Source organism: Aeribacillus sp. FSL K6-8210 (assembly GCF_037963925.1).
Taxonomy (GTDB): domain Bacteria; phylum Bacillota; class Bacilli; order Bacillales; family Aeribacillaceae; genus Aeribacillus; species Aeribacillus composti.
Window position 1 is genome coordinate 2210920 of sequence record NZ_CP150172.1, and the last position, 14410, is coordinate 2225329.

Annotated in this window: 13 protein-coding genes, 3 pseudogenes and 1 CRISPR repeat array; of the genes and pseudogenes, 2 read left to right on the forward strand and 14 right to left on the reverse strand. The window is 42.5% G+C overall.

Annotated features, from left to right (window positions below; genetic code table 11):
• Nucleotides 1–70: 70 nt before the first annotated feature.
• Complete coding sequence (locus NSQ41_RS10525; RefSeq protein WP_339209891.1) at nucleotides 71–949, reverse strand: LysR family transcriptional regulator; 879 nt, start codon at nucleotides 947–949, stop codon at nucleotides 71–73.
• A 115-nt stretch (nucleotides 950–1064) separates the two neighbouring features.
• On the opposite strand from NSQ41_RS10525, the gene NSQ41_RS10530 reads away from it, so the two are divergent.
• Entirely contained in the window at nucleotides 1065–1736 is a 672-nt protein-coding gene (locus NSQ41_RS10530) for a type 1 glutamine amidotransferase domain-containing protein (protein ID WP_339209892.1), read from the forward strand.
• 299 nt (nucleotides 1737–2035) lie between these two features.
• Here the strand turns inward: NSQ41_RS10530 and NSQ41_RS10535 are convergent, their stop codons facing one another.
• The 9 genes and pseudogenes from NSQ41_RS10535 to NSQ41_RS10575 all read right to left on the reverse strand — a co-directional run bounded on the left by NSQ41_RS10535 (nucleotide 2036) and on the right by NSQ41_RS10575 (nucleotide 9231).
• Nucleotides 2036–2362, reverse strand: a complete 327-nt coding sequence (locus tag NSQ41_RS10535; RefSeq protein ID WP_339192913.1) for a YnfA family protein — start codon at nucleotides 2360–2362, stop codon at nucleotides 2036–2038.
• A 52-nt stretch (nucleotides 2363–2414) separates the two neighbouring features.
• Nucleotides 2415–2762: a short-chain dehydrogenase gene (locus NSQ41_RS10540; protein WP_339192916.1), complete on the reverse strand. Its 348-nt coding sequence runs from the start codon at nucleotides 2760–2762 to the stop codon at nucleotides 2415–2417.
• A gap of 150 nt (nucleotides 2763–2912) precedes the next feature.
• Complete coding sequence (locus NSQ41_RS10545) at nucleotides 2913–3536, reverse strand: DJ-1/PfpI family protein (RefSeq protein WP_339192917.1); 624 nt, start codon at nucleotides 3534–3536, stop codon at nucleotides 2913–2915.
• A 104-nt stretch (nucleotides 3537–3640) separates the two neighbouring features.
• Entirely contained in the window at nucleotides 3641–4144 is a 504-nt protein-coding gene (locus tag NSQ41_RS10550; protein WP_339192918.1) for an N-acetyltransferase family protein, read from the reverse strand.
• 204 nt (nucleotides 4145–4348) lie between these two features.
• Entirely contained in the window at nucleotides 4349–5068 is a 720-nt protein-coding gene (locus tag NSQ41_RS10555) for a hypothetical protein (protein WP_339192919.1), read from the reverse strand.
• A 393-nt stretch (nucleotides 5069–5461) separates the two neighbouring features.
• Nucleotides 5462–5599: pseudogene (locus NSQ41_RS10560) on the reverse strand (transposase); the annotation flags it as partial.
• A 114-nt stretch (nucleotides 5600–5713) separates the two neighbouring features.
• Nucleotides 5714–6540: direct repeats of the CRISPR family, unit length 30 nt; unit sequence GTTTCAATTCCTCATAGTTAAGATAAAAAC.
• Between the two features lie 376 nt (nucleotides 6541–6916).
• Nucleotides 6917–7278: pseudogene (locus NSQ41_RS10565) on the reverse strand (IS3 family transposase); the annotation flags it as partial.
• A gap of 162 nt (nucleotides 7279–7440) precedes the next feature.
• Nucleotides 7441–8775 (reverse strand): type I glutamate--ammonia ligase, encoded by a 1335-nt coding sequence (gene glnA / locus NSQ41_RS10570; RefSeq protein ID WP_063386744.1) that lies wholly within the window; start codon nucleotides 8773–8775, stop codon nucleotides 7441–7443.
• A gap of 48 nt (nucleotides 8776–8823) precedes the next feature.
• Nucleotides 8824–9231 carry a MerR family transcriptional regulator gene (locus NSQ41_RS10575; RefSeq protein ID WP_063386743.1) on the reverse strand — a complete coding sequence of 136 codons (408 nt, stop codon included), beginning with the start codon at nucleotides 9229–9231 and terminating at the stop codon, nucleotides 8824–8826.
• A 99-nt stretch (nucleotides 9232–9330) separates the two neighbouring features.
• On the opposite strand from NSQ41_RS10575, the pseudogene NSQ41_RS10580 reads away from it, so the two are divergent.
• Nucleotides 9331–9435 (forward strand): annotated as a pseudogene (locus NSQ41_RS10580) (helix-turn-helix domain-containing protein); the annotation flags it as partial.
• Between the two features lie 7 nt (nucleotides 9436–9442).
• Here the strand turns inward: NSQ41_RS10580 and NSQ41_RS10585 are convergent.
• From NSQ41_RS10585 to hfq, 4 genes are all read right to left on the reverse strand, one after another.
• The gene (locus NSQ41_RS10585) at nucleotides 9443–10711 is read right to left on the reverse strand and encodes a methionine gamma-lyase family protein (protein ID WP_063386742.1); all 1269 of its coding nucleotides are present in this window, start codon (nucleotides 10709–10711) and stop codon (nucleotides 9443–9445) included.
• Nucleotides 10712–10725: 14 nt separating this feature from the next.
• Nucleotides 10726–11931, reverse strand: a complete 1206-nt coding sequence (hflX, locus tag NSQ41_RS10590) for a GTPase HflX (protein ID WP_339211613.1) — start codon at nucleotides 11929–11931, stop codon at nucleotides 10726–10728.
• A 910-nt stretch (nucleotides 11932–12841) separates the two neighbouring features.
• Nucleotides 12842–13756: a stage V sporulation protein K gene (gene spoVK, locus NSQ41_RS10595; protein ID WP_232515765.1), complete on the reverse strand. Its 915-nt coding sequence runs from the start codon at nucleotides 13754–13756 to the stop codon at nucleotides 12842–12844.
• 418 nt (nucleotides 13757–14174) lie between these two features.
• Nucleotides 14175–14402, reverse strand: coding sequence for an RNA chaperone Hfq (gene hfq / locus NSQ41_RS10600; protein ID WP_066246428.1), 228 nt, complete (start codon nucleotides 14400–14402; stop codon nucleotides 14175–14177).
• Nucleotides 14403–14410: the final 8 nt, after the last annotated feature.

Sequence of the window (14410 nt, forward strand, 5' to 3'; positions counted from 1 at the left end):
AATTAAAACAAATGGATTTATAAAAAATTTTTCTACAAAAACGATAATAATCCTCCCCCATCGTTTCAACTCAGGGCGTCACAACGGCTGCACGAAGCCATGAATCCACGAAGGTCGTGAAGGTCGGATCCACACGGTCAGACGAGCGGTAGACCAGCCACAAATCGTTTTCCACCGGCTCTGGAGATCTCCACAGTTCGTACAACTCCCCCTTTTTCAACTCGTCCGCTACGAGGTATTCCGGCAAGACACTGATCCCGTGCCCTTGGAGCACCAAGGATTTGATCACACGCAAATCGGGAACGATGAATCTTGGCTTTAGCGTACATCGCTCTCCAAACGCGGCAAACCAAAATCTGCGAATAATAGGGAGTTCCGGAGCGTAACTAATCCAGTCCAGCCGCTCCAACCGCTGCCGTATATCATCACGGTCATACCCGTCGCTCGGCACCGGCCGGTTCCCCACGAGTTTAAACGTCTCCGTCATCAATCTGGTAAAAGTCAGTCCGGAAGTGGCAACGTGCTGGGTGGCGATCAGCAGGTCGATATCATTGTTTTTTAGCGCTTGAATCAGCGGCTTTGTCTCCCCAAAGGTAAACGAGAGCGTATACGGACTTTCCGGCAATCTGGCGATCAAGTATTCATGGATCCATTCCGACGGCCCCCCGATCCGCAGCGTCGGGGGAGTGGAAGGATGACGGAAATCGCCGCTGATCTTTTCCAGGCGGTCGACGGCTTGCACGATTTGCCCGTAAAGCATGTGCCCTCGTTCCGTCGGCACCATCTGTCTGGGCGTCCTGCGGAAAAGCGGCTCGCCGATCTCCGCTTCCAGGGCGGCCAGGTGTTGGCTCAACGCAGGCTGGGTCATGAACCGGGCCTGCGCCGCTCTCGAGATGGAACCGTGGCGGTATATCGCGACAAACGATCTGTACCATTCAAAATTAGTCATAATTTTTTTTATACCCCATCCCCTTTTGTATTATTTGAATTATAGCAATGGAAAAAGTATACTGCAATTAGCACAACCGGTTGTGTCGTTGAAAGGAACATAGGAGGGTGAACGAATGGCGCAGAAACGTGTTTTGATGGTCGTCACAAGCCATGCCCAGATCACGGAAGGTCATCCTACGGGACTGTGGCTGTCCGAATTCGCGGAACCCTACGAAATTTTTAAGGAAAGAGGGTTTGCAATAACGGTCGCCAGTATCAAAGGCGGCTACGTCCCGATCGACCCGCGCAGTCTCAACGAGGAAAGTAAGGCAAAATGGCCGGACGCGATTCGCGAATTGGAGGCGACGCCCCCGCTCAGCGAGATTTCTGCGGAAGGATTCGATGCGTTGTTCCTGCCAGGCGGACATGGAACCATGTTTGATTTTCCCGATGATGCTGTGCTCCAGACCAGAGTCCGAGAGTTTGTCGAGTCCGATCGCGTCGTCGCGGCTGTATGTCATGGCCCGGCCGGGTTGGTTCATGTGAAACTCTCCTCCGGCGAATACCTGGTTAAGGGCAAAAAGGTGACGTCGTTCACCAACGAGGAAGAACGCGCTGTCCAGCTAGACCCTTATATGCCTTTTCTCTTGGAAGATCGCTTGCGAGAGAACGGCGCAATATTCGTAGCCGCTCCAATGTGGTCCAATCACGTAGAGGTGGACGGCAAGCTGGTCACCGGACAGAATCCCCAATTGGGAGAGGCAACGGCGAAAAAAGTGAGCGAACTGCTGGAAGCCGGCTCCTGAAGACCGCGCCGGCTTCTTGTCTTTTCACCTGAATAGGAGCCAGTTCCCTTTCGCTTTTGCACGATTTTCTTTATCATATATGGTAGAAAAGCATTGGTTCTCATGTAAATGTATCTGTCTTTGTGCAGAAAAAAAGTATGAGGGGATGAGTTTTCCATGAAAAGATTGGTCGCATGTACAAAAGAGCATTCCTTCTGGGTTTACCTTGGCGCAGCCGCTACCGCGTTGATCCTGTTCTTGAAATAATCCCATTCATCGCTTGGATGCAATTGTTGGAGGACAATACGAACGTTTCGTTCTCAAATCCGCGGTGCCCACAACATGATGAAAACGCCCACCAAGCAAACCAATGCCCCGATCCAGTCATAGAGATCGGGCGTTTTCTTGTCTACTAACCATCCCCAAAACCCCGCAAGAACAATAAACACTCCCCCGTAAGCGGCGTAGACGCGGCCAAAGTTGGGAAAGCTTTGCAGTGTGGGAATGATCCCGTACAGGACGAGGATCATCCCTCCCAGCGCGCCGACCCACAGCGGCTTGGCTTCCCGTAACCAGAGCCAGACAAGATACCCGCCTCCGATTTCCGCCAGACCCGCTGCTAGAAACAATGCGATTGCCTTTGCCATTTTGTCTCTCCCTTTTTCAGTTCCGTCCGAGATGCTTGCTCACCGTCTGACTTTAGACGCCATAATGAATCATGTGTTTGTTTTGTTCTTTTGCCTGCAGAATTTTTGCGGCAAGTTCGCGCAGCTCTGATGATTGGTGGTAATCCTTTGCAGCTGTGACGACATCATAAAATAACGGCAATGATTCAGGCGGAATAATCGTAACTCCCCAATAAGCCAAACCATGTGCAGGGCGGGTGAATGAATGGAAGTACGTCTTCATCTTTAATAGATGCGGATGCAAGTCATTGATCACATCATCGTCAACCGAAATGCACTGGTACTTGTGCGGCTCGTAATCGTTGTATTCTCTTGTTTTGTCCAATTCGTCCAGAATTCCAAATTCATGCGTACAAGGCATTGGCGATCCCCTCCCTTTGCTATTCATTTCCATTATGCCAAAAAATCGTCGGGAGTCTGGTCGACTTTGTATACAGCATCGATTGACTCCCAGTCCCGCGTCGGGCGGAGAGTTTTTGGCGCACAAAAAACCTAAGCCCGCAAACCGGACTCAGGTTGCGCATCGGTTCCGCATACCTTTTTCGTCCTCCGCTGGAATTTCGCACACTTCACTGCGATAATACGGGTAATCCATTTGTTTTTGAATTTTCGCAACAACCTCTTTACCAGCAAGCAGTTCACAGACGTATAAACCCAAGTCTACGGAGGTGGCGACGCCTCCGCCTGTGATGGTATTGCCATCTCGGACAATCCGCTTTGTTTCCACTTGCTCCGTGTATGCGGCAAGCAGCTCCAGCGCATTCGGATGCGTCGTCGCCTTTTTTCCCTTCAAGAAACCCGCGGCTCCCAAAAGCAAGGAACCGGTGCAGACGGCAACTTTATACGGCACATCTTTCGCTGTTTGTAACCAGGCGATAAACGCCGTGTCGTGGATCAGCGTTCGGGTGCCCATCCCGCCTGGCACATAGATAAGATCATAGCCCGCCAGATTGGGACGAACGCAAGGGATCTTGTACGTCACTCCCCGGTCATCGCTCACCTGCTCGTCGTACGCACAGATGTCCCAGCTGAGATTGTCGATAAACCCCATGCTTTTCAGCCGGGTCACTCCGTCGTAAAACCCGATGAAATCCAGCGAGGTCATCGTTTCAAACAGAATAATGGCCAGTTTCATGTTGAATATCACCTTTTTTCTTTTGTCAAAACGAAGCAAAGCCGAGCCAATCGTAGGCATGAGGCCTGACTTCTTGCTCGGCTGTGGGAGGTGTTGTGATTCGGTTACGGTATTTTTTTCCCTAAGATCAGCAAATCCCGTTTCACGCCGTCCAATGTAGCGACTTCCGGCAAATGCGCCCACTTCACAAACCCCAAACTGGTAAACAAACGCAAGCTCGGTTCATTGTGAGCAAAGATAAAACCAAGCAGCGTGTCAATTCCCAACTTCGGACATTCCGCGAAGACCCTCGTTAAAATCTGTTTTCCCAGTCCTTTCCCGCGGAAATCTTCATGAAGGTAAATGCTGACTTCAGCCGTTGCACGATAAGCCGGCCGGCCGTAGAACGATTGCAGACTGACCCAGCCGCAAATGCTGCCCTCGTGCTCGACAACCCACAATGGTCGTCTTTCGGGGTGATGTTCATAAAACCACGTTAATCGATCCTCGACAGATACCGGCTCCGTATCAGCCGTGACCATTCTGCTGGGGATGGTCGCATTGTAGATCTCCACAATCATGGGCAAATCGTCAATACTGGCATGCCTGAATGTAAGATTATCGATCAAGAAAATCACCTGCGCGTAGATTGTTTATATCATATATAGTACATGTCTTTGTTTCCTTCAACTTAAAAGAAAAAGAGGACTCGTCCAGTATTCCGCCCGACCCGAAAACCGCTCAACAAGCGATCCGTGACGCACCCCAACATGCCGCGGCTGGTATCGTCATTGTCCACTTCTGTCACTGATTCGCGGCAACCGGACATGAATCTACTTTTTCACCAGCGTATACGTGTTTTCTTCACCTTCTGCTACGGCGTTGAAATACGTCGTTCCGTTGAATTCGAAATGGATCGCGTAGGTGATTCCGCCTCCCCCGTCTCTCACGCCGCGTATCTGTATGAGGCCTTCTGCAGGTATAGTGAACCTTTGGGGATCGTGCTTGATCATAAACGCATCGGTCAAAGGGGTACCGTTATGGAGAATTTGCACGTAATCGCCGTCCTCGGCAGCATAGTCCCATACCCAGATCGCCGTTTCTCCCCCTTCCTGTTGAATTTCAAGTGTATAATTCTGTGGTTCAAAGTATTCATCATTGGTCAACAGAACGGCACCCAGAGGCAAGGAGGTGGATACCCTATTAGCCAAAGCCTTTATCGCCGCATCACCGGTAACCATCGTCGATCCGGAACTTGCGTTGAATATGCCAAATCCGATAATGGACACCACAAAAATTGCGATGCCCATGCCTCCGAACCAGATTAACGACCTGTCCGCCCGCTTCTTTTGCTTTCTTCGCTGCCATCCCTGCTTCGCTTCCGTGCTCCACACCCATTCGCTTCGTACCGTTTTCCAGCCTTCTGACCACTCTCTTGGGACGTCTGCATTTTTCTTTGAACTCGAATCCGATTGCGACGGGCCGAAAAACGAAGAGGCATCTTTTTGATTCCTTTCGCTTTTTGTTCGTTTCCAATCTTTATCGTTACTCATGACTTCCTCCCACAAATTTTACCGGACGTTTGTAAAAATAAAAGCACATCGCCAAACGACACACAATCATTTGCGCGATCATCAAGATGAAGAATTGTGTGTGTCTGACGCTGTTTTGCACCTCATAACCGTAATTTAGAATCAAAATCGCTACGGTGAAAATGAGGCCGTTGATATACATGATCGTTAAATAGGACTTACCTCCTTAAAAATGAATTTACGATTTCCCTACTTTCTACTTACTACTTATCACTTACTACTTACTATATGCGATTACAAAAAAATGCAACCCCATATTTATGATCCAGGAAGACAACCTCAACCAAAAATACTGAAGGATGATCAAATGCTTATGTAAATCGATTAGAATAATCCGGTTCAGTTATGTAAAAGTTTCAGCCATCGACGTACCATGGAATGACTTATTCCCAATTCTTTTGCCACCGCTTTGTATCCCATACCCTCTTTCAAATATAAATCCACAGCTTTCTTTTTAAACTTTGCATCATATGTTTTTCGTATTTTCCACATAGAAAAATCCCCTCCATAGTAGACAGATTAATGGGCTTTCTTTTTCTGTCTACTATAAGGGGATCATATCAAAAGGCCGTGCTTTTTGTTAAAAGCTTTTCTTCATAATTTAAGATGAAAACTCCTCATAGTTAAGATAAAACGACTTGGACTACTATACGTTGCGACACATATTAGCGTTTCAATTCCTCATAGTTAAGATAAAAACTCAGACAATTAATAAAGGGAATTAATCTCCCTTTATCAAGTTTCAATTCCTCATAGTTAAGATAAAAACGTTTGGGATATACAAGATGTTCGAGAATTCGATCGTTTCAATTCCTCATAGTTAAGATAAAAACTCAAGGAGGAATTAAAATGGTTTCACTGGATTTCATGTTTCAATTCCTCATAGTTAAGATAAAAACTCCAAGAATCCTTGCTGATATGAAAAAGCAAGAACAAGTTTCAATTCCTCATAGTTAAGATAAAAACGTGTATGAAGCTAGAGCGAAAAATATCATGCGGAAGCGTTTCAATTCCTCATAGTTAAGATAAAAACGCTCTTGTTCTTCTTCTGTCATTTCCCAATATGGCTTAGTTTCAATTCCTCATAGTTAAGATAAAAACTGAATTCGATCGGTGTATATTCGGTGATCATCATTGTTTCAATTCCTCATAGTTAAGATAAAAACCAAGAAGTCATGGATTTAGTTAATGAAATGATAACGGAAAGTTTCAATTCCTCATAGTTAAGATAAAAACTTCCGTCCAAATCGCACGTTCCCACTCAAACTGCTCGTTTCAATTCCTCATAGTTAAGATAAAAACTCACTTGCTAGTCGGTTCCCACACTGCGGGCATATGTTTCAATTCCTCATAGTTAAGATAAAAACAATTATTTCCTGTTTTGCTACAAGCAGGTATTCAAAGTTTCAATTCCTCATAGTTAAGATAAAAACCCCAAAAAAAGTTGTTAAATAAGCATTTCATTTTTAATGCTTGACTGGTTATTTTTATTTTAGCGAAAAGGGGAATTTTTATCAAATCTTTGATTTGCGTAGGCTCAATGAAGATTTGAAAGAGTCGTCGATCCCCGGGGATTTTTGCCCGATTGGGGGTCGACGACTCTTTTTTATTTCCGTTTAAAACAGATTTCAAAGTTTGACTGCCGACAATGAAATCCATGTTGTATCAACCATTTTACCTGACCCATCTGTTTTAATAAAGTAAACATCCGGCTCATTCCCTTCTCATCCAATTGAAGGAAGAGTGAGACCATATTTAACATTTCATTCAGGAAAATTGGTTTAGGTCTATTCGATCGGTTCCTATGACCTAAAATAAGAACATGATCTGAAAAATGATTGGTGATTTTTTCTGTTTGAGGTGTTTCTCTTTGTACTCCAGCGGGCTTAAATACCCAAGTGTTCCATGGATTCTAATATATTAAACCAATGAACATAATCATCTCATTTCAGTTTCAATTGGTCTAAATTTCCGAAATATCTACCCTTAACAAATTCTGTTTTGATAATTTTAAAGGTTGCTTCAGCTACTGCGTTGTCATAGGGACAACCCTTCATGCTTAATGACCGATTAATCTAAAAAGTATCTAGAGCTTCATCAATTGTCTTTTTCTTGAATTCATTGCCTCTGTCTATGTGGAATAATTGAATTTGCCGTAAATCTGCTTTCACTTTTGATCAAGATTCGATGCGTAAATATGAAGAATACACCTCATCAATTATGGAGTAATTTTTTTCAATTTTTGTGGGTGCTTTTTATTGAAAGTTAGATTTATTGTTTTCACCCACAAATATAAAACCCCTCCAACGCTTGAGCGTCAAGGGGTTTCGGGATTAATATTGAGTGATGTATTGTTCGCGCTCCCATGGGTGCACTTGTGTGCGGAACATATCCCATTCGATCTCTTTTGCTTCGACGAAATGTTCGAATAAATGGGATCCTAAAGCACTGACAATGACTTCGTTTTGTTTTAAGTTTTCAAGTGCCTCATATAATGTTGCTGGAAGGTCGACAATGCCGTTTTCGATGCGTTCTTCTTTTGTCATCACATAAATGTTGCGATCTACTGGTTTTGGCGGAGTTAATTTGTTTTTAATGCCATCGAGACCAGCTTTCAAGAGTACAGCCATGGCAAGGTATGGGTTTGCAGATGGGTCAACGCTGCGCACTTCAATACGAGTGCTCATGCCGCGAGATGCAGGAATCCGGATTAACGGGCTTCTGTTGCGGCCGGACCATGCAACATAGCAAGGAGCTTCGTAGCCAGGCACTAAACGTTTGTAAGAGTTGACAGTTGGGTTTGTCACAGCTGTAAAGCTTGTTGCATGTTTGATGACACCTGCAATGAATTGTAAAGCTGTTTCGCTTAATCCATCTTCTGTATTTGGATCGTAGAATGCATTTTCACCATTGCGGAATAAAGAAAGGTTGCAGTGCATACCTGAACCGTTGACGCCGAACAATGGTTTTGGCATGAATGTTGCGTGCAAGCCGTGTTTACGGGCAATGGTTTTCACAACAAGCTTAAATGTTTGAATGTCATCACAAGCTTTGATGGCATCTGCATATTTAAAGTCAATTTCATGCTGACCAGGTGCTACTTCGTGGTGGGAAGCTTCGATTTCAAATCCCATTTCCTCAAGTTCCAACACAATGTCGCGGCGGCAGTTCTCGCCTAAATCAGTCGGCGCAAGATCAAAATATCCGCCATTATCATTCAATTCTAATGTTGGTTCACCCTTTTCATCCAGTTTGAATAAGAAAAATTCCGGCTCAGCACCTAAATTAAATGCTGTAAATCCGAGCTCTTCCATTTCCTTCAGCACTCGTTTTAAGTTGTTGCGCGGATCTCCTTCAAAAGGCGTTCCATCAGGATTGTAAATATCGCAAATTAAGCGGGCAACTTTCCCTTTTTCCGCTGTCCATGGGAAAATGACAAACGTATCTAAATCAGGATACAGATACATATCAGATTCCTCAATGCGGACAAATCCTTCAATAGATGATCCGTCAAACATCATTTTGTTATCCAACGCTTTTTCTAATTGGGAAACAGGGATTTCAACGTTTTTAATCGTTCCCAAAATGTCAGTGAACTGCAGGCGGATAAATTTTACGTTTTCTTCTTGGACTAAACGAATAATATCTTCTTTTGTGTACTTTGGCATATTATTTCTCCTCTCATATATAAAAAATAAATTTATATAGCGATATTATCAATGAAAGAACCGTGAAAGGTCTCCTTGTCTTAATGTTGCACGGTTCATTCTTCCAGCATGGAGAAGTTCTTCCTTTAATAGTTTGCGAAGTTCGGCATCAGATAAATCTGATTTTTCTTTTGCCAATGAGGATCTTTCGAAAGTTTGTCTTTCTTGTTCGTTTTCTTTATACGCAAATATTTGCTTAATACCTGCCATATTGACACCCTGCTCAATCAACGATTTAATTTCAAGCAATCTATCGACATCATTGAAGGAAAATAACCGGCGATTGCCTTCCGTTCTCGCAGGGGAAATAAGACCATGTTCTTCATAATATCTTATTTGTCTGGCAGATAGTTCCGTCAGCTGTTTTACGATGCTGATTGGAAACAACGGCATGGAACGGCGGTCTTGATCATTCATGCTCTTTTAGCCCCTCCTTCCTTTTGCTTACCTACATTATAGATGAATGTAAGATATCATGTCAATATAATGTCATAAAATTTAACATGGTTTTTTATACAAGGAAAACTTTATCGTTTGACAGTCCATTTAACGAATCGAGAATTGGCAAATATGATCGGAACGTCCCTAGAAACCGTAAGCAGAACGCTGAACCAGATGAAATGTTTTTTTATAGTTCGACTAATCGTTTTTCTATTAATTCATTGACGGCATGGAAAATAGCGATTTTGACATGTTCAAACGTCAAGCCTCCCTGCACATATGCCACATATGGAGGACGAATCGGTCCATCCGCTGAAAGCTCGATGCTGGAGCCTTGGACAAAAGTCCCGGCCGCCATGATGACTTGATCGCTATAACCCGGCATTTCATTTGGAACCGGTGTTACATGCGAGTTTATGGGCGATGCAGATTGAATCGCTTGGCAAAACGCAATCATCATATCTGCATTATCAAACTGAACGGACTGAACTAGATCTGATCTTTTCTCATTCCAGCTAGGATTGACTCGCAACCCGATTTCTTCCAGCATTGCAGCGGTAAAAATCGCTCCTTTTAGCGCTTGTCCAACAACATGCGGAGCGAGAAAAATACCTTGAAACATCTCATGAAGACTGTAAAGCATTGCACCGGCTTCCCTTCCGATACCTGGCGAAGTGAGCCGGTACGCGCAAGCTTCCACGAGCTCTTCTTTTCCAACGATGTATCCTCCCGTTTTCACAAGCCCTCCTCCAGGATTTTTTATAAGAGAGCCTGCAATAAGATCAGCACCTGCATGTCCCGGCTCCTGATCTTCGGTAAACTCACCGTAGCAATTATCGACAAAAACAACAATTTTTTCATTGATTGATTTGATGAAAGAAACCATTTCCTTAATTTCCTGAATGGAAAATGACGGTCTGACATCATATCCTCTAGAACGTTGAATTCCGATCATTTTTGTTTTATCACTGATTGCCGCTTTTACTCGGTCAAAATCAACTCGTCCTTCAGGAGTCAGATCAATTGTTTGATAAGAAATGCCAAATTCTTTTAAAGAGCCTGTCCCCTTTCCGCGAATACCGACAATTTCTTCAAGCGTATCATACGGCTTTCCGGTAATATAGATAAGTTCATCGCCGGGCCTTAATACGCCGAAGAGAGCCGTTGAAATGGCGTGTGTACCAGAAATGATTTGCGGCCGGACAAGTCCTTTTTCACATCCAAAAATATCAGCATAAACATCTTCCAATGTATCCCTGCCGATATCATCATATCCGTATCCTGTTGAGGGAATAAAATGGGAATCGCTCACCCGATGCTTTTGAAAGCTTCTGAGCACGCGAAGCTGATTTACTTCCACTACTTTGTCAATTTCTTCGTGAAATGGTTTTATTTTTTTTTCTACTTTTTGAGCTATGTCCATAATTTTTTTTCCATGTGTAAAATATTGAAACATCTGTAAAACCCTTTCTACTTATTCTTCATAATTTGATCATATACTGGATGGTCGCGAAACACTAGACCAGAAACGATATAGTGCTGATTTTGTTCGTCAAATTGCAAGGTTGAAACGAGCGTATTTGCTTTTAACAACGATAGACGTTTCCCATCACCTGTTGGAACGGAGACAACGTAAGGATGCATTTTTTTCTTTAATTTTTCTTCAATAGCTGTTTTTAACCGTTCTATATCTTTGTCGCAAAAAGCAGAAATGACAATATAGTCTTCCTTTAAAGAAGGAAAGAAATGCTCTAATTGTTGATCTTTTTTATTGTACACTGTTAAAACAGGCAATCCGTCCGTTCCTAATTCTTTTAATAATTCATTCACAGTGTTTTCATGCTGAATATAGTCAGGATGAGAGCTGTCGACGATATGTAAAAGCAAATCTGCTTCCTTTATTTCTTCTAACGTAGAACGAAAAGCAGCGATAAGGCTTGTTGGCAGCTGCTGGATAAAGCCGACAGTATCAGTCATGAGCACCTTCATGCCGGATGGGAGAAACATTTTCCTTGTCATAGGATCCAATGTGGCAAACACCATATCCTCCTGAAATGAATCAGCAGCTGTCAGCTTATTGAACAGCGTTGACTTTCCTGCGTTGGTATAGCCAACAAGAGCGATTTGAGTTTGATGATTTCTCTTTCTTTGCGAACGATAACGCTCGCGATGGGAAACAATATGGGACAGCTGTTGTTTTATATCGTGAATGCGATTTCGGATGTGCCTTTGATCCGTTTCAAGCTTCGTTTCTCCCGGACCTCTTGTCCCGATTCCTCCTCCTTGCCGAGATAGATTCAATCCATGTCCCGAAAGTCTCGGAAGCAAATATTCAAGCTGTGCCAGCTCAACTTGAAGTTTCCCTTCTCTTGACTTCGCCCTTTTTGAAAAAATATCCAAAATTAGCTGAGTCCGATCGATCACTTTTACCTCTAACAGACGAGCTAAATTTCGCAGCTGGCTGGGCGACAGCTCATTATTGAAAATAACGGTATTTGCCTCTGTCGTTTCGATAAGCTGTTTAATCTCATCAACTTTTCCCTTTCCAATATATGTAGATGGTTCGGCCCTCAGTCGATTTTGTGTGCAAACAGCTGCGACTTGGCCGCCCGCAGCAGCCGTGAGCGATTTCAGCTCTTCCATTAAATAAAAAAACTGTTCTTCATCGGTTTCCATGAACTTGACGCCAACGAGAATCACCTGTTCTTTCTCTTCCACTCGTCTTCTTCCTCCAATTATGCTGCAAATTTATAAGCTATGCGTTATGAATTAAACCTTCGATAAACGGTTCAATGGTAAGGTTATCAAATTTAAATCATCTTTAGTGCACTTTAAGACAAAAGAAACGTATTAAATTCAAAAGTAAGATGATCAAACTCAATTCATCTTCAGCACATTTCAAAACAAAACGTACAGAGTTCAAATTCAAATCATCTTCAGCACACTTCAACACTAGAAACGTTTCTAAGTTCAAAATTAGGATACAAACTCCAATCATTCTTTAGCGCACTTCAAGACAATAACGTACTCTGTTCAAAGGTAGGATCATTTAGCACATTTCAACTTTAGAAACATTATTAAGTTCAAAGGTAGGATGATCAAACTCAATTCATCTTCAGCACATTTCAAAACAAAACGTACTGAGTTCAAATTCAAATCAGCTTCAGCACACTTCAACACTAGAAACGTTTCTAAGTTCAAAATTAGGATACAAACTCCAATCATCCTTAGCGCACTTCAAGACTAGAAACGTTGCTAAGTTCAATGTTAGGACTCAACTAAATCATCTTCAGTATGCTTTAAAAACAGAAACGTATTGAGTCAAAATAAAGATTATCAAACTTAAATCATCAACGCACTTCAACGCTAGAAAAATTTATTGAATCAACGTTAAGAGTATCAAATTCTAATCGTTTCAGCCAATTAAATGGCTGCCGTCATTCTTTTCTAAACTATGTGAGAAAAATAAACGAATTTGTGTAAATTATGTGCAGCAATGAAACAGGAGCTTTCTTCAAAACCCATTTAAATAAAGATTTATCAATCAATTCTTTTCAATAATCAAGTAAAGCAGCCTAGGGGCTGCTTATACGTTTAATATTAAATCTTCTTCTTTTACAAGAAGCAAATCTTCCTTGCCAAACTTATCAGAAAGCAGGAGCCTCATTGCCTGTGCCCGTATAGATTTTTCGATAATGTTGCGAACATATCTTCCATTTGAAAAGTTCGTTGGGTGAGTCGCATATTTCACTTTTAGCAAATGCTCTTTCAATTTGCATTCAGCTCCATGGCTAAATCGATACTCTTTGTCCTTCATCATTAATTTTGCTATTTCCATCAGCTCATCGACTGAATAGTCTGGGAAATCAACTACGATCGGAAAACGGGATTCGAGTCCGGGATTTAAAGATAAAAAACGATCCATTTCCCTTGGATATCCAGCTAAAATTAACACAAAATCATGCTGTCTGTCTTCCATATGTTTGACAAGGGTGTCAATTGCTTCTTTTCCGAAATCTTTTTCTCCTCCGCGGGCTAAACTGTATGCCTCATCAATAAAAAGAATTCCGCCAAGTGATTTTTTGATCAAATCGCGCGTTTTCTGCGCTGTATGGCCGATATATTCACCTACTAAATCAGCCCGCTCCGCTTCAATTAAGTGTCCTTTCGATAAAACATTCATTTGGAAAAAAAGCTTTCCGATCAATCGCGCGATCGTTGTTTTTCCCGTTCCGGGATTCCCTTTAAACAGCATATGAAGCGCTTGCCTTCCGGTTTTTAACCCCTGTTCTTCTCTTTTTTTATTCACAAAAATCCATGCATATATTTCCTTTAATAATCTTTTCACTTCTTCCATTCCAACTAATGCGCCCATCTCCTGTTCAATCTCTTTTAATACACTGTGTTCGACAGCCGCTTTGGAAATGGAAAGATCATATGTTGCGATTTTTTCCTTTTTACCTTCAAGTTCAGTTTTGCTTTGTCCTAAGACAATATTCATTTGGCCGTTATTTTTGAAGGTGACCGCTCGCTCCACAGGCTTCACCTCATTTTTATATTTATCTTCTAAATTACATCTACTTTGTTTAAAGGAACATGTCATGGAAAAAGGTTGTTATTATTAATATTTATGCTGAAAGCCAAGTAGTACAAACCTTCTTTTCATCTATGTCTTCATAAAAACTAAGCAGTATTTTTCTGAAGCCTGGGTGGCTTGCGGCCTGGACAAGTACAGATTCTAGGACAGGTCAGTTAAATATTAGCGAAGGGCAAAAATAACGACCATTCAAATTATCTGCGTTTAGACGATAATTAGGAAAACATGGATTGAAGATAGAAAAATACCTGACATATCGGAACCGCTGCCACGAAACCTTTCCTTCTCATGAAAAAACCGGAGATCATCTCCGGTTTTTTCGTCATGCTTCAATGTCAATTTGTACATTTCTTTGCGGTGCAAATGTTGAGATCGCATGCTTGTAAATGAGCTGCTGTTTTCCCTCTGATTCGATAAGGACCGTAAAATTATCAAATGCTTTTACTTGTCCTCTAATTTGGAAACCGTTTAATAAAAACACGGTCACGTAAGTGCCATCTTTTCGTAACTGATTTAACACTTGATCTTGAATGTTTATCGGTTGCTTCATCATTCGTC

Excerpts from the sequence above, each read along its gene's own strand:
- NSQ41_RS10525 (WP_339209891.1), bottom strand. The coding sequence starts at position 949 with ATGACTAATTTTGAATGGTACAGATCGTTTGTCGCGATATACCGCCAC.
- NSQ41_RS10530 (WP_339209892.1), top strand. The coding sequence starts at position 1,065 with ATGGCGCAGAAACGTGTTTTGATGGTCGTCACAAGCCATGCCCAGATC.
- NSQ41_RS10535 (WP_339192913.1), bottom strand. The coding sequence starts at position 2,362 with ATGGCAAAGGCAATCGCATTGTTTCTAGCAGCGGGTCTGGCGGAAATC.
- NSQ41_RS10540 (WP_339192916.1), bottom strand. The coding sequence starts at position 2,762 with ATGCCTTGTACGCATGAATTTGGAATTCTGGACGAATTGGACAAAACA.
- NSQ41_RS10545 (WP_339192917.1), bottom strand. The coding sequence starts at position 3,536 with ATGAAACTGGCCATTATTCTGTTTGAAACGATGACCTCGCTGGATTTC.
- NSQ41_RS10555 (WP_339192919.1), bottom strand. The coding sequence starts at position 5,068 with ATGAGTAACGATAAAGATTGGAAACGAACAAAAAGCGAAAGGAATCAA.
- glnA (WP_063386744.1), bottom strand. The coding sequence starts at position 8,775 with ATGCCAAAGTACACAAAAGAAGATATTATTCGTTTAGTCCAAGAAGAA.
- NSQ41_RS10575 (WP_063386743.1), bottom strand. The coding sequence starts at position 9,231 with ATGAATGATCAAGACCGCCGTTCCATGCCGTTGTTTCCAATCAGCATC.
- NSQ41_RS10585 (WP_063386742.1), bottom strand. The coding sequence starts at position 10,711 with ATGTTTCAATATTTTACACATGGAAAAAAAATTATGGACATAGCTCAA.
- hflX (WP_339211613.1), bottom strand. The coding sequence starts at position 11,931 with ATGGAAACCGATGAAGAACAGTTTTTTTATTTAATGGAAGAGCTGAAA.
- spoVK (WP_232515765.1), bottom strand. The coding sequence starts at position 13,756 with ATGAATATTGTCTTAGGACAAAGCAAAACTGAACTTGAAGGTAAAAAG.
- hfq (WP_066246428.1), bottom strand. The coding sequence starts at position 14,402 with ATGAAGCAACCGATAAACATTCAAGATCAAGTGTTAAATCAGTTACGA.